Below are 12673 nucleotides of genomic sequence, written 5' to 3' on the forward strand. Positions count from 1 at the left end.
AGGGCCATGGCGACCGAAGGAGCGGCCGACCCGTTCGGGACCGCCCGGTTGCGGCGCGGGGTGCTCGACGCCTGGGGCGCCGCGCCCGCGCGGTTCCGGGAGGACGCGAACGCCGAGGAGGACCTGGCGCTCGGGGGCTACCGGGACCGCCTGGTGGTCGAGCTCGCGCAGAACGCCGCCGACGCCGCCGCCCGCGCGGGCGTCCCGGGCCGCCTGCGGCTGACGCTGCACCCGGCGGACCCGGCCGGCGACGGCCGCGCGGTGCTGGTCGCCGCGAACACCGGCGCGCCCCTGGACGCGACGGGCGTCGAGTCGCTGTCCACCCTGCGCGCCTCCGCCAAGCGGGAGGGCCACGAGAGCGCGGTCGGCCGCTTCGGCGTGGGCTTCGCCGCGGTGCTCGCGGTGAGCGACGAGCCCGCGGTGGTGGGCCGCCACGGCGGTGTGCGCTGGTCGCTGCGCGAGGCGCGCGTGATGGCGGCCGACGCCGCCAAGGCCAGCCCGGGCCTCGGCGACGAGCTGCGCCGCCGCGACGGCCACGTGCCGCTGCTGCGCCTGCCGCTGCCCGCCGAGGGCACCGCACCCGACGGCTACGACACCGTGGTGATCCTGCCGCTGCGGGACGCGGCCGCCGTGGACCTGGTCGAGCGGCTGCTCGCGGGCGTCGACGACGCGCTGCTGCTGACGCTCCCGGGCCTCACCGAGGTGGTCGTGGAGACGCCGGGCGGCAGCCGCGTCCTGACCCGTACGCGGCGGGACGGCTACACGCACATCGAGGACAGCGCGAGCGGGACGCACCGCTGGCGGACCGTCAGCCGGCAGGGCGCCATCGCGCCCGACCTGCTGAAGGACCGGCCCGTCGAGGAGCGGCTGCGGCCCCACTGGTCCCTCACCTGGGCCGTGCCCGTGGACGAGGAGGGCGCGCCCGTCCGCCCCCGCACCGCGCCCGTCGTGCACGCGCCGACGCCGACCGACGAGCCGCTGGGCATCCCCGCGCTGCTCATCGCCTCCTTCCCGCTGGACACCACGCGCCGCCACCCCGCGCCGGGGCCGCTGACCGACTTCCTGGTGCGGCGGGCGGCCGAGGCGTACGCCGAACTGCTCGCCGACTGGCGGCCCGTGTCGACGGGGACGATCGACCTCGTGCCGGGCCCGCTCGGCAAGGGCGTCCTGGACGGCGCGATCCGGGGCGCGGTGCTGGAGCTGCTGCCGCGCGTCGCGTTCCTCGCGCCCGCCGCGCCGCCCTCCGACGACGACGACCGGATCGCGCTGCGCCCGTTCGAGGCGGAGGTCGTGGAGGGTGCGGGCGCCGAGACCGTACGCGTCCTGGCGGAGGTTCTGCCGACGCTGCTGCCGGCCGGCCTGGAGCGCCGTACCGAGCTGCGCGCGCTGGGCGTGGCGCGGCTGCCGCTGGGCGAGGCGATCGACCGGCTGGCGGGCGTGGAGCGGGCGCCGGAGTGGTGGCACCGGCTGTACGAGTCCCTCGCGGGCGTGGACCCGGACCGGCTGACGGGCCTGCCGGTGCCGCTGGTCGGCGGGCGGACGGCGATCGGGCCGCGCCAGGTGCTGCTGCCGCTGCCGGACACCCCGGTCGACCTGACGCGCCTGGGCCTGAAGGTGGCGCACCCCGACGCCGCGCACCCCGTCCTGGAGAAGCTCGGCGCGGTGGCGGCGACGCCCCGCGCGGTGCTGACCACGCCTCAGGTGCGGGCGGCCGTGGCGGCGTCGCTGGATGCCGAGGACGTCTGGGACGAGGAAGCAGGCCTGGACGCGGACGAGCTCGCGGACGCCGTCCTCGCGCTCGTACGGGAAGCGGGCCTGGAGCCCGGCGACGAGCCGTGGCTGGGCGCCCTGGCGCTGCCGGACGAGGACGGCGAGCTCGCGCCCGCGAGCGAACTGGTCCTGCCGGGCAGCCCCTTCGCCTCGGTCATGAGCGAGGACGAACTGGCCCTGGTCGACGCGGAGCTGGCGGAGCGCTGGGGCGAACAGCCGCTCGCCGCCTGCGGGGTGCTGGCGAACTTCGCGCTCGTCCGCGCCACGGACGTCGTGCTCGACCCGGACGAAGTGGAGCCCCGCGAGGGCGACTTCCCCGAGCCGGACGACGTCGGTCTCCTCGACGCCGTCGACGTGTGGTGCGAGGACGTCCTGGACCGGCTGCCGGACACGCCCGTGCCGCCGGTGGCGACCGAGATCGTGGCCGTACGGGACCTGGACCTGGTCGACGACGACGCCTGGCCGCAGGCCCTCGCGCTGCTCGCCCAGCCGCCGCTGCGGGACGCGCTCACCCAGCGGGTGCGGATCCTGCTGCCGGACGGCACGACCGAGACCGTCCGCTCCTACACGGCGTGGTGGCTGCGCGGCCACCCGGTGCTCGACGGCCGCCGCCCGGCCGGACTCCGGGCCGCCGGGGCCGACCCGCTGCTGGAGGGCCTGTACGACGCGGTCGACACGACCGGCTTCCAGGACGCGCAGGTGCTGCGCGCCCTCGGCGTACGGACCTCGGTCGCGGCGCTGCTGGAGGAGCCGGGCGGCGCGGCCGAGCTGCTGGCGCGCCTCGCGGACCCGGAGCGCGAGGTGGGCGCGGCGCAGCTGCACGGCCTGTACACCGCGCTCGCGGACCTCGACCCTGAGCAGGTGTCGCTGCTCCCGGACGAGCTGCGCGCCGTGGTCGACGGCGAGGTGCGGGTGGTGGACGCGACGGAGGCGCTCGTCGCGGACGCGCCCGACCTGCTGCCGCTCGCCGGGGGCCGGGCGCTGCTGCCGGTGGCCCCGTCGCGGGCGGCGGAGCTGGCGGAGCTGTTCCAGGTGCGGCGGCTGAGCGAGGCCGTGGACGCCGAGGTGACGTCGGAGGGCGAGGTCCACGACGTACCGGAGTCCGTGCACGCCCTGCTCGGGGCGGGCACCCCGGAGGCGTACGTCGAGCACGAGGAGCTGCGCGCCGGGGGAGTGGAGCTGGACTGGCTCCGGACCCCGGACGGCACGGTCCACGCGTCCACGCTGGAGGGCGTGGCGGCGGGCCTGGCGTGGGCGGCGGGCCAGTGGCCGCGCCGCTTCGAGGTGGCGGCGCTGCTGGAGGACCCGTCGCGCACGGAGGAGCTGGCCCGGGACCGCTGGTTCGACTAGGCCTCTTGCGGCGGCCGGCTCTCGTCGGCCGCCGGGACCTTCCGTGACACCCAACGCCACGCCAGCTCCAGCACCGCCGCGCCGAGCGCGGCGATGGCGACGGCCGCCCACGGCATCGTCGTGCCCACGAGCTTGAGGGCGAAGAAGTCCTGGAGCCAGGGCACGACGAGGACGACGAGGAAGCCGAGGCCCATCGTCGCCACCAGGCCCACGCGCCACCAGGTGTAGGGGCGGGCGATGATCGCCAGCACCCACAGGGACACCAGGAAGAGGGTGAGCGTCGCCACGCTGGTCTCGGCGGCGAGCGCGCCGTCCCCGCTGTAGTGGGTGCGGGCCAGCAGGTAGGTGGTGAAGGTGGTGGCGGCGGCGACGAGGCCGGCGGGGATCGCGTACCGCATGACGCGGCGTACGAAGTGCGGCTTGGCCCGCTCCTTGTTGGGCGCGAGGGCCAGGAAGAAGGCCGGGACGCCGATGGTGAGGGTGGACAGCAGCGTCAGGTGGCGGGGCAGGAAGGGGTACTCCACCTGCGAGCACACCACCAGGATGGCCAGCAGCACCGAGTAGACGGTCTTCGTCAGGAAGAGCGTGGCGACGCGCGTGATGTTGCCGATGACCCGCCGCCCCTCGGCGACGACGGACGGCAGGGTGGCGAAGCTGTTGTTGAGCAGCACGATCTGCGCGACGGCTTTCGTGGCCTCGGAGCCGGAGCCCATGGAGACGCCGATGTCGGCGTCCTTGAGGGCGAGGACGTCGTTGACGCCGTCGCCGGTCATCGCGACCGTGTGCCCGTGCGACTGGAGCGCCCCGACCATGTCGCGCTTCTGCCGGGGGGTGACCCGCCCGAAGACGGCCCCTTCGTCCAGGGCCGTCGCCATCTCCGCCCGCTCGGCGGGCAGGCGGCGCGCGTCGACGGCGCGGTCGGCGCCGGGCATGCCGAGCTTCGCGGCGACGGCGCCGACGGAGACGGCGTTGTCGCCGGAGATGACCTTGGCGGCGACCTTCTGGTCGGCGAAGTAGGCCAGGGTGTCGGCCGCGTCGGGCCGCAGCCGCTGTTCCAGGACGACGAGGGCGGCGGCGCGGGCGGTGGCGGCGACCTCGGGGTCGTCCAGGGCGGCGGTGACGCGGGCGAGGAGCAGGACCCGCAGGCCCTGGGCGTTGAGGTCCTCGATCGCGTCCAGGACGGGGTCGCCGTCGGGGAGCAGCACGTCGGGCGCGCCGAGCAGCCAGCTGCTGGTGCCGTCCGGCTCCTGGAAGGCGGCGCCGCTGTACTTGCGGGCGGAGGAGAAGGGCAGCGCCTGGGTGCAGGTCCACCCGCTGTCGGGATAGGCGTTGACGATCGCCTGGAGGGAGGCGTTCGGGCGCGGGTCGGAGGCGCCGAGCGCGCCGAGCACCTCGCGGACGTACGTCTCGTCACAGCCGTTGAGCATCCGCAGCTCGGTGACGTCCATGCCGCCCTCGGTCAGCGTGCCGGTCTTGTCCAGGCAGACGACGTCCACGCGCGCGAGCCCCTCGATGGCAGGCAGCTCCTGGACGAGGCACTGTTTGCGCCCGAGCCGGATGACCCCGATGGCGAAGGCGACGGACGTCAGCAGCACCAGCCCCTCCGGCACCATCGGCACGATGCCGCCGACCGTCCGGGCCACGGACTCCTTGAGGTCGGTGTCCTTGACGACGAGCTGGCTGATGACGAGCCCGATGGCGGTCGGGACCATCATCCACGTCACGTACTTCAGGATCGTGGAGATGCCGCTGCGCAGCTCGGAGTGGACGAGCGTGAAGCGGGACGCCTCCTCGGCCAGCTGCGCCGCGTACGCCTCGCGCCCCACCTTCGTGGCGGTGAACGCCCCGCCGCCCGCGACGACGAAGCTGCCGGACATGACCTGGTCGCCGGGCTTCTTCACGACGGGGTCGGCCTCGCCGGTCAGCAGCGACTCGTCGATCTCCAGGCTGTCGGCCTCGGCGACCACGCCGTCGACGACGACCTTGTCGCCGGGGCCCAGCTCGACGCAGTCGCCGAGCACGATCTCGGAGGTGGACAGCCGCGCCGCGACCCCGTCGCGCCGGACGGTGGGCTTGGCCTCGCCGATGACGGCGAGCCCGTCGAGGGTCTTCTTGGCGCGCAGCTCCTGGACGATGCCGATGCCGGTGTTGGCGAGGATGACGAAGCCGAAGAGGCTGTCCTGGATCGGCGCGACGACCAGCATGATCACCCACAGCACGCCGATGATGGCGTTGAAGCGGGTGAAGACGTTGGCGCGGACGATGTCGGCGGCGGAGCGCGAGGAGCGTACGGGTACGTCGTTGACCTCGCCCCGCGCGACCCGCTCGGCCACTTCGGCGGCGGTCAGCCCCTCGGGCCGGTGCCGCACGGGTGGCGCCACCGGGTGGACGGGGTCGAGCTCCGCCCCCGCGTCGATGACGGGGGACCCCGGCTCGGGACCGTCGGTATCGATCTTCGCCCGCTGCGTCATGTCTTCGACGGTACGGCGGGAGGCGGGCGTTCACCCGCCGAACGCGGTCAGGAGCCGGACGGCTCCCGGTCCGTGTCCTGGGCCCGCGCGCGCTTGATCGCGGCGTCGCGCTTGCGGACGTACCAGATGCCGATCAGCCCGAGGCCGCCGCCCGCGAGGCAGGTCCACACCCACCAGGTGAGGTCGCGGTCGGCGAACCAGCCGTAGAAGGGGACCTGGACGAGGAAGAGGACGAACCAGAGGATCGTGCCGCCGGTGATCGTGCCGACGACGGGCCCCTCCAGGGGCTCCGGTGCCTCGTGCTTGGGGGTCCACTTCGCCATGCGGCGAGTCTATGCGGAGTCCCGAAGGGACTCCCGAGGGGCAGCGGCGTCCCAGTCGGCGGACACATCTACGCGCGGAGATACCGATCTTCGCATGATGCATTCATACTGAAACGGCTTATGCCTGACTGGTTTCTTTCGTGTGAATGAACGAATACGACCGGTCAACCCCCCTTCCCGCCCCCCGCACCCTGAGGTTTCGCATGCCCTCCTCGGTCACCGCTCCGGTGGACACCGGCGCCACGCCACCGTCCCCGCAGCAGCCGATCAGCGGCCTGGACCGCTTCTTCAAGATCACCGAGCGCGGCTCCACGGTCGCCCGGGAGGTACGCGGCGGATTCGCGACCTTCTTCGCGATGGCGTACATCATCGTGCTGAACCCGATCATCCTCGGCAGCGCCAAGGACATGTACGGTCACCAGCTCGACAGCGGCCAGCTCGTCACCGCCACCGTCCTGACCGCCGCGCTCTCGACGCTCCTCATGGGCGTGATCGGCAACGTCCCCATCGCCCTCGCCGCCGGTCTCGGCGTCAACACCGTCGTCGCCCTCCAGCTCGCGCCCCGCATGTCGTGGCCGGACGCGATGGGCATGGTGGTCCTGGCCGGCATCGTCGTGATGCTGCTGGTCGCGACGGGTCTGCGCGAGCGCGTGATGAACGCCGTGCCGGTCGGCCTGCGCAAGGGCATCGCCATCGGCATCGGCCTGTTCATCATGCTGATCGGCCTGGTGGACTCGGGCTTCGTCTCCCGCATCCCGGACGCCGCCCACACCACCGTCCCGCTCCAGCTCGGGTCGAGCGGTCACCTCAGCGGCTGGCCGGTCCTCATCTTCGTGCTCGGCGCCCTGCTCACCCTCGCGCTGATCATCCGCAAGGTGCCCGGCGCCATCCTCATCTCGATCGTCGTCATGACGATCGTCGCGATGGTGGTCAACGCCGTCGCCACCATCCCCTCCTGGGGCCTGACCACCCCGACGTGGCCGGGCAACCCGGTCGCCACGCCCGACTTCGGGCTGGTCGGCGAGGTCAGCCTGTTCGGCGGCTTCGAGAAGGTCGGCCTGCTCACCGGCTGCCTGTTCGTCTTCACCGTCCTCCTCTCCTGCTTCTTCGACGCCATGGGCACGATCCTCGGCGTCGGCGACGAGGCCAAGCTGATCGACAAGGACGGCAACTTCCCCGGCATCAACAAGGTGCTGCTCGTCGACGGCCTCGCCGTCGCCTCCGGCGGCGCCACCTCCTCCTCCGCCACCACCTGCTTCGTGGAGTCCACGGCGGGCGTCGGCGAGGGGGCCCGTACCGGCCTCGCCTCGGTCGTCACGGGCGCGCTGTTCTCGGTGGCGCTGTTCCTCACGCCGCTCGCCACGATGGTCCCGTCCCAGGCGGCCACCCCGGCCCTGCTGGCGGTCGGCTTCCTGATCCTGGCCGGGTCGGTGAAGGACATCGACTGGAGCGACTTCACCATCGCCGTGCCGGCCTTCCTGGCGATGCTGATGATGCCGTTCACGTACTCGATCACCAACGGCATCGGCATCGGCTTCATCGCCTTCAGCGTGCTGCGGCTGGCGGCCGGGCGCGGCCGGGAGGTCCCGGTGGCGATGTACGTCGTGTCGGCGGTCTTCGTCTTCTACTACGCGATGCCGTCCCTCGGCCTGACCTGAGCCGTCGGGTGAGGCGCTTCACGTAAGGCCGTAGAACCTCTCCGTCTCGTCGACCGCCGCCTGAAAGCGTTCGTCGAAATCCTCGCGAATGAGCGTCCGGACCACATAGTCCTGGACGCTCATTCCGCTTCTCGCCGCGTGCTGCCTGACCCGGTCGAGCAGCTCCCCATCTATGCGCAGACTGAGCACCGTCGAAGCCATGCCGGTCAGGGTGACCGTCCCGCGCGCCCGCTCGCGTCGCTTTCCGGAAATCTCTCACCCGTTCGGGTGAAGCGCTGGTCTTTAGTCAGAGTAATGAGTTATGCTAAGGAACATGCCTGACCTCTCCCACGGCGACCCCGCTGACACAGCCGCCGTGAACTCGCTCCGCTCGGCCGTCATGCGGCTGGGCCGACGCCTGAAGCACCAGCGCGTCGACGAATCGCTGAGCCCCACCGAGATGTCGGTCCTCGGCACCCTCGCCCGCTGCGGCTCGGCCACCCCCGGTGAGCTGGCCCGCAAGGAGCACGTCCAGCCGCCGTCCATGACGCGCATCGTGGCGCTGCTCGAAGCCAAGGGACTGGTCCGGCTGGAGCCGCACCCCGACGACCGCCGCCAGAAGGTCGTCAGCTCGACCGAGACGGCCGAGGCCATGCTCGAGGAGTCCCGCCGCAAGCGGAACGCCTGGCTGGCCTCGCTCGCCGAGGGGCTCGACGAGGACGAGTGGGCGAAGCTGCGCGCGGCGGCGCCCGTGCTGGAGAAGCTCGCGCACCTGTAAGCACACCGCATCGAGGAGGCGAACCTTTGAGTACGGGAAACGGAGCAGACTCCGCACCCGCACGCATATCCACCCCTACGCATGAGAAGTCGACCTTCGCCTCCCTGAAGGTCCGCAACTACCGGCTCTTCTTCACCGGGGCCATCGTCTCCAACACCGGCACCTGGATGGCCCGCATCACCCAGGACTGGCTGGTGCTCAGCCTCACCGGCTCGGCCGCCGCCGTCGGCATCACCACGGCGCTGCAGTTCCTGCCGATGCTGCTCTTCGGCCTGTACGGCGGCGTCATCGCCGACCGCTACCCCAAGCGGCACCTGCTGCTGGCCTGCCAGGTGGCGCTCGGCCTGTGCGGTCTGGCCCTCGCGGTCCTGACCCTCTCCGGGCACGTCCAGGTCTGGCACGTGTACCTGATCGCGTTCCTGCTCGGCATGGTCTCGGTCGTCGACACCCCGGCCCGCCAGTCCTTCGTCTCCGAGCTGGTCGGCCCGGACCAGCTGCGCAACGCCGTCAGCCTGAACTCCGCGAACTTCCAGTCGGCGCGGCTCGTCGGCCCCGCCGTCGCGGGCGCGCTGATCGCCTCCATCGGCAGCGGCTGGGCGTTCCTCGTCAACGCCCTGTCCTTCCTCGCCCCGCTCACCGCGCTGCTGCTGATGCGCACCGGCGAGCTGTACAAGTCCGCGCGCGCCCCGCGCGGCAAGGGCCAGCTGCGGGAGGGCCTGCGGTACGTCGCCGGGCGCCCGGAACTGATCTGGCCCATCGCGCTCGTCGGCTTCGTCGGCACCTTCGGCTTCAACTTCCCGATCTGGCTCACCGCCTTCGCGGACGGCGTCTTCCACGTCGGACCGGGGACGTACGGCCTGCTCAACACCCTGATCGCGGTCGGCTCGCTGGTCGGCGCCCTGCTGTCCGCCCGGCGCGGCACCTCGCGGCTGCGGCTGCTGGTCGGCGCGGCCATCGCCTTCGGCGCCCTGGAGATCGCCGCGGCGCTCGCCCCGGCCTTCTGGCTGTTCGCCCTGCTGATGGTCCCCATCGGCATGCTGGGCCTCACGGTGAACGTCACCGCGAACTCGTCGGTCCAGATGGCGACGGACCCCGTCATGCGGGGCCGCGTGATGAGCCTCTACATGATGGTGTTCGTCGGCGGTACGCCGGTGGGCGCGCCCCTCGTCGGCTGGATCACCGACACCTACGGCGCCCGCGTGGGCTTCGCCACCGGCGGCGCGGTCTCCCTGGCCGCGGCGGCGGTCATCGGGCTGGTGCTGGTCCGGGCGGTCGGGCTGCGGCTGCAGCTGGACATGCGGCGGGGGCACCCGCACGTGCGGTTCGTGCCGCGCGAGCAGCTGGCGACGGCGGCGTAACGCCTGCGGGTACGGCCCCGGGGCGCACCTCGTACGCCCCGGGCGTCACACCCGTCACACCCGTCGCGCCAGCACCTGGCCCGGCCAGTCGCCCACCGAGAAGGTCTCCGTCGGCGTGAAGCCCTGGCGCTCGTAGTACCGCACCAGCCGCCCCTCGCTGCCCGCGAAGCAGTCCACCCGCAGCAGCGAGACCCCCTGCCGACGGGTCTCCTCCACCGCGTGCGCCAGCAGCGCGCCGCCCACGCCGCGCCCGTGGTGCCGCCCCGCGGTGGCGAGGCTGCGGACGAACACCTCGGGCTCGTCGGCGGGCGGGACATGCGCCCCGGGGACCGGTGCGAGAGTCATCGTCCCGGCGGGCACGCCGTCGATCTCGGCGATCCAGGGCGAGCACTCGGTGACGTACGCGCGGACCACCTCCACGGCCTTCGGCCGGGCCGAATACGGCTCGGTCCCCCACTGCGCCGTGATGCCGCGCGCGTTCAGCCAGACGACGGCGCTGTCCAGGATGGCGAGCATCGCGGGGATGTCGTCCGCGCCGGCCTTCCTGATGGTTATGGGCATGTCCATGGCCCGAGAATAGAGGCGCGCGATCATGCCAGACTCGCGTCATGAGGCTTTTCGCTGCCGTGCTGCCGCCTCCCGCGGCCGTCGACGAACTCGCCACCGAGGTCCGACGCCTGAAGACCCTCCCCGGCGCGGACGACCTGCGCTGGACCGGCCGAGAGGGCTGGCACTTCACCCTCGCGTTCATGGGCGAGGTGGACGAGCGCCTCCTGCCGGAGCTGCGCGGCCGCCTCGCCCGCGCCGCCCACCGCACCGCGCCCTTCCCCCTGCGCCTCCACGGCGGCGGCCGGTTCGGGCGCCGCACCCTGTGGGCGGGCGCGGCGGGAGCGCTCGACGACATCCGGCTGCTGGCCGAGCGCACGGACGCGGCGGCCCGCCGTACCGGCATCGCGATGGAGGAGCACCGCGCCTACCACGCCCACCTGACGCTGGCCCGGGGCCGTACGCAGACCGTCGACCTGCGCCCGTACGTCGACGAGCTCCAGCACTTCGAGGGCGCGCGGTGGCAGGCCGGCGAGCTCGTCCTGGTCCGCAGCAACCTCGCCGCGAAGGGCGAGCCCGGCGGCCCACCGCGCTACGAGACGGTGGGCGCCTGGCCGCTGGGCACGTAGCCCTGCGGGCGGTCCTGCCCCGGCGGGCGGTTACGCTCGAAGCGTGGACCCCAAAACCCGAAACCGGATCATGGCCGGTGTGCTCGTACTGATGTTCCTGATCATCGCGGCGGCGTCGGTCGTGTGACCCCCGCCGCCGCGTCCGTCTACGCCTACGCCTACGCCTACGCCTACCAGGCGAAGGCCTCCGGCGACGGCCCGGTCCCCGGGAAGATCGCGTCCAGTCCCGTGAGCACCTCGTCCGAGAGGTCCAGCTCGACCGCCCGCAGCGCGGACTCCAACTGCTCGGCGGTGCGCGGCCCGACGATCGGTCCGGTCACCCCGGGCCGGGTCAGCAGCCAGGCGAGCGCTACCTCGCCGGGTGCGAGGCCGTGCTTGTCGAGGAGGTTCTCGTACGCCTGGACCTGCTCGCGTACGGCGCTGTTGGCGAGCGCGTCGGCGGAACGGCCCTGGGCGCGGCGCGCCGTACCCTCCGCCTCCTTCTTGATCACGCCGCCGAGCAGCCCGCCGTGCAGCGGGGACCACGGGATGACGCCGAGGCCGTAGTCCTGGGCGGCGGGGATGACCTCCATCTCGGCGCGGCGCTCGGCGAGGTTGTAGAGGCACTGCTCACTGACGAGCCCGACCATGCCGCGGCGCGCGGCGCTCTCGTTCGCCTGGGCGATCTTGTAGCCGGGGAAGTTGCTGGAACCGGCGTAGAGGACCTTGCCCTGCTGGATCAGTACGTCGATGGCCTGCCAGATCTCCTCGAACGGCGTCTGCCGGTCGATGTGGTGGAACTGGTAGAGGTCGATGTAGTCGGTGTTGAGGCGCTTCAGGCTGGCCTCGACGGCCCGCCGGATGTTGACGGCGGAGAGCCGGTCGTGGTTGGGCCACACGTCCCCGGTGCCGCCCATGGGCCCGTACACCTTGGTGGCGAGCACGACCTTGTCGCGACGGCCGGCCGCCTTGGAGAACCAGGACCCGACGATCTCCTCGGTACGGCCCCTGTTGTCGCTCCCGCCGTAGACGTTGGCGGTGTCGAAGAAGTTGATCCCCGCGCCGAGCGCGGCGTCCATGATGGCGTGACTGCCGGCCTCGTCGGTCTGCGGTCCGAAGTTCATGGTGCCGAGGACGATGCGACTGACCTTGAGTCCGGTGCGTCCGAGCTGCGTGTACTTCATGGACGTACAGCCAACGCCTTGGAGCGCGCTCGAAGCAAGGGAGTTGTCAGTCGCGGGAGAACTCCGAGGTGTCGAGCACGACCCCGGCCGGCGTGTCGGTCAGATCGATCGCCTCACCGAAGTCGAAGCGGGCGTCCACCGTGTACTCCTCGCCCTTGGGGTGGGTGTGGAGGACGCAGCGCCCGGTGTAGGGGTCCACGATCAGGTACGCGGGCACCTTGGCGGCGGCGTAGGCGCTCTTCTTGGGCCCGTAGTCGTTCATGCCGGTGCTGCGGGAGATGACCTCGGCGACGAACTCGACGTCCTCGTAGTGCCAGAGGCCCTTCTCGTTCTTGGCGGCGTCGGCGGCGATGAGGGTCACGTCGGTCGCGAAGCCGTTGAGGTGGCCGGGGTAGTCGATGCGGACGTCGGACTTCACCCGCTTTCTCGGGTGCTTGGTTCGAAGCTGGTCGTAGATGTCCGCGATGATGTCCCAGTGGGTGTCCCGCTGCGGCGACATGAAGATGTGCCCCCCGACGATCTCGGCCTTGTATCCCTCGGGGACGCCCATCCGCTCGAGCGCCTCGAACATCTCGTCGAGGGTCCGCTCGTCGTTGCTGTCGGCCATGTCGATCCTGTCGGTGTCTACGACGGTCATCGTGGCGCTCC

The 12673-nt window shown here is 72.4% G+C and carries 11 protein-coding genes; 5 read left to right on the plus strand and 6 right to left on the minus strand.

Translation table 11 applies throughout. The annotated features are described in order from the left end of the window. Nucleotides 1–6: 6 nt before the first annotated feature. A complete protein-coding gene (locus tag ACIRNI_RS07175; RefSeq protein ID WP_403549079.1) occupies nucleotides 7–3120 on the plus strand; it encodes a sacsin N-terminal ATP-binding-like domain-containing protein in 3114 nt (1037 codons plus the stop codon). On the opposite strand, the gene ACIRNI_RS07180 is transcribed toward ACIRNI_RS07175, so the two are convergent. Continuing rightward, nucleotides 3117–5591, minus strand: coding sequence for an HAD-IC family P-type ATPase (locus ACIRNI_RS07180; protein ID WP_403549081.1), 2475 nt, complete (start codon nucleotides 5589–5591; stop codon nucleotides 3117–3119). The two genes, ACIRNI_RS07175 and ACIRNI_RS07180, sit on opposite strands and share 4 nt — an antisense overlap. 47 nt (nucleotides 5592–5638) lie before the next feature. Further along, a complete protein-coding gene (locus ACIRNI_RS07185; protein ID WP_403549083.1) occupies nucleotides 5639–5914 on the minus strand; it encodes a DUF2530 domain-containing protein in 276 nt (91 codons plus the stop codon). A 203-nt stretch (nucleotides 5915–6117) separates the two neighbouring features. On the opposite strand from ACIRNI_RS07185, the gene ACIRNI_RS07190 reads away from it, so the two are divergent. Further along, the gene (locus tag ACIRNI_RS07190) at nucleotides 6118–7572 is read left to right on the plus strand and encodes an NCS2 family permease (RefSeq protein ID WP_403549085.1); all 1455 of its coding nucleotides are present in this window, start codon (nucleotides 6118–6120) and stop codon (nucleotides 7570–7572) included. An 18-nt stretch (nucleotides 7573–7590) separates the two neighbouring features. Here ACIRNI_RS07190 and ACIRNI_RS07195 read toward each other — a convergent pair whose 3' ends face one another. Next, a complete protein-coding gene (locus ACIRNI_RS07195; RefSeq protein WP_355355490.1) occupies nucleotides 7591–7773 on the minus strand; it encodes a ribbon-helix-helix protein, CopG family in 183 nt (60 codons plus the stop codon). A gap of 112 nt (nucleotides 7774–7885) precedes the next feature. On the opposite strand from ACIRNI_RS07195, the gene ACIRNI_RS07200 reads away from it, so the two are divergent. Continuing rightward, nucleotides 7886–8329 (plus strand): MarR family winged helix-turn-helix transcriptional regulator, encoded by a 444-nt coding sequence (locus ACIRNI_RS07200; protein ID WP_403549087.1) that lies wholly within the window; start codon nucleotides 7886–7888, stop codon nucleotides 8327–8329. A 26-nt stretch (nucleotides 8330–8355) separates the two neighbouring features. Beyond that, complete coding sequence (locus tag ACIRNI_RS07205; RefSeq protein ID WP_403549089.1) at nucleotides 8356–9687, plus strand: MFS transporter; 1332 nt, start codon at nucleotides 8356–8358, stop codon at nucleotides 9685–9687. Between the two features lie 54 nt (nucleotides 9688–9741). Here the strand turns inward: ACIRNI_RS07205 and ACIRNI_RS07210 are convergent, their stop codons facing one another. Then, nucleotides 9742–10248: a GNAT family N-acetyltransferase gene (locus tag ACIRNI_RS07210; RefSeq protein WP_403549863.1), complete on the minus strand. Its 507-nt coding sequence runs from the start codon at nucleotides 10246–10248 to the stop codon at nucleotides 9742–9744. 47 nt (nucleotides 10249–10295) lie between these two features. Between ACIRNI_RS07210 and thpR the strand changes: the two genes are divergently transcribed. Next, entirely contained in the window at nucleotides 10296–10862 is a 567-nt protein-coding gene (gene thpR / locus ACIRNI_RS07215; protein ID WP_403549091.1) for an RNA 2',3'-cyclic phosphodiesterase, read from the plus strand. Nucleotides 10863–11032: 170 nt separating this feature from the next. On the opposite strand, the gene ACIRNI_RS07220 is transcribed toward thpR, so the two are convergent. Further along, nucleotides 11033–12025, minus strand: coding sequence for an aldo/keto reductase (locus tag ACIRNI_RS07220; protein WP_403549093.1), 993 nt, complete (start codon nucleotides 12023–12025; stop codon nucleotides 11033–11035). Nucleotides 12026–12071: 46 nt separating this feature from the next. Next, complete coding sequence (locus ACIRNI_RS07225) at nucleotides 12072–12662, minus strand: Uma2 family endonuclease (protein ID WP_403549095.1); 591 nt, start codon at nucleotides 12660–12662, stop codon at nucleotides 12072–12074. Nucleotides 12663–12673: the final 11 nt, after the last annotated feature.

The sequence above is a fragment of the Streptomyces sp. NPDC093546 genome, assembly GCF_044765045.1.
GTDB lineage: Bacteria > Actinomycetota > Actinomycetes > Streptomycetales > Streptomycetaceae > Streptomyces.

Bases quoted from the DNA above. Each gene is read 5' to 3' on its own strand.
- ACIRNI_RS07225 (WP_403549095.1), bottom strand. From the start codon at position 12,662: ATGACCGTCGTAGACACCGACAGGATCGACATGGCCGACAGCAACGAC.
- ACIRNI_RS07175 (WP_403549079.1), top strand. From the start codon at position 7: ATGGCGACCGAAGGAGCGGCCGACCCGTTCGGGACCGCCCGGTTGCGG.
- ACIRNI_RS07180 (WP_403549081.1), bottom strand. From the start codon at position 5,591: ATGACGCAGCGGGCGAAGATCGATACCGACGGTCCCGAGCCGGGGTCC.
- ACIRNI_RS07220 (WP_403549093.1), bottom strand. From the start codon at position 12,025: ATGAAGTACACGCAGCTCGGACGCACCGGACTCAAGGTCAGTCGCATC.
- ACIRNI_RS07200 (WP_403549087.1), top strand. From the start codon at position 7,886: ATGCCTGACCTCTCCCACGGCGACCCCGCTGACACAGCCGCCGTGAAC.
- ACIRNI_RS07210 (WP_403549863.1), bottom strand. From the start codon at position 10,248: ATGCCCATAACCATCAGGAAGGCCGGCGCGGACGACATCCCCGCGATG.
- ACIRNI_RS07185 (WP_403549083.1), bottom strand. From the start codon at position 5,914: ATGGCGAAGTGGACCCCCAAGCACGAGGCACCGGAGCCCCTGGAGGGG.
- ACIRNI_RS07190 (WP_403549085.1), top strand. From the start codon at position 6,118: ATGCCCTCCTCGGTCACCGCTCCGGTGGACACCGGCGCCACGCCACCG.
- ACIRNI_RS07195 (WP_355355490.1), bottom strand. From the start codon at position 7,773: ATGGCTTCGACGGTGCTCAGTCTGCGCATAGATGGGGAGCTGCTCGAC.
- thpR (WP_403549091.1), top strand. From the start codon at position 10,296: ATGAGGCTTTTCGCTGCCGTGCTGCCGCCTCCCGCGGCCGTCGACGAA.